The organism is Corynebacterium sp. ACRPJ, from assembly GCF_022347345.1.
GTDB classification, from domain to species: Bacteria; Actinomycetota; Actinomycetes; order Mycobacteriales; family Mycobacteriaceae; genus Corynebacterium; species Corynebacterium tuberculostearicum_D.
In genome coordinates this window covers 1-637 of the sequence record NZ_JAKRNC010000041.1, presented here as the reverse complement: position 1 = coordinate 637, position 637 = coordinate 1, and the positions used below count along the sequence as shown (strand labels likewise).

The following is a 637-nucleotide window of genomic DNA, read 5'->3' as shown; positions in this document are numbered from 1 at the left end:
ACGGTGTGAAGCGTCGTTGCAAAGTTCGCGTTGAAACACCGCAGGTTTTAGCTGTTTCTTCCAGGCTGTTGCTGGAGGTGAGCCAGGAAATGAAAAGGCGGAACCATTTGGCTTGCACGGCGTCGTTATTCACGCGGGTGAAGGTGGCCTTGCAGGTGCGGCATCGCCATCGTTGGTGCCCAGCACTCGTTTTTCCGTGTTTCGTGCATGTCCCGCCGCAGACGGGGCATCGAGGATGATTTTTACTCATCCTCTCATCGTGAACCTAGGTGCCTAGCACACCGGCATGGCTTTGGCGGTATTTCATGGTCGAAGCTGGGATATCCCTCCGGATAAGTGAAATATTCCTAATATCAGCACGCCAGACCGGCTAACCACGTAACCTCACCAACACATCCTGTCGTTTAGGCCGGTTTGCGGGGGCGGCGGTTGAGTTGCATGGCGACGAATTCTAGGTCCGCTGCACTGTGGAGGCTTAGGTCTGTTCCTTTGGGGAAGTACTGCCTAAGTAGTCCGTTGGTGTTTTCATTGGTGCCTCGCTGCCACGGCGAGCCAGGATCGCAAAAGAACACGGGACAGTTTGTCGCTACAGAAAAGGCCTTATGGCAGGCCATTTCACTTCCCTGATCCCAGGTAA

1 protein-coding gene is annotated in these 637 nt (G+C 54.5%); it reads right to left on the bottom strand.

Features of this window, described 5'->3' with window-relative positions; genetic code table 11:
- Positions 1–404: 404 nt before the first annotated feature.
- The coding region (locus tag MHY08_RS11610; RefSeq protein ID WP_239236783.1) for an IS30 family transposase at positions 405–637 on the bottom strand (233 nt) is incomplete at its 5' end.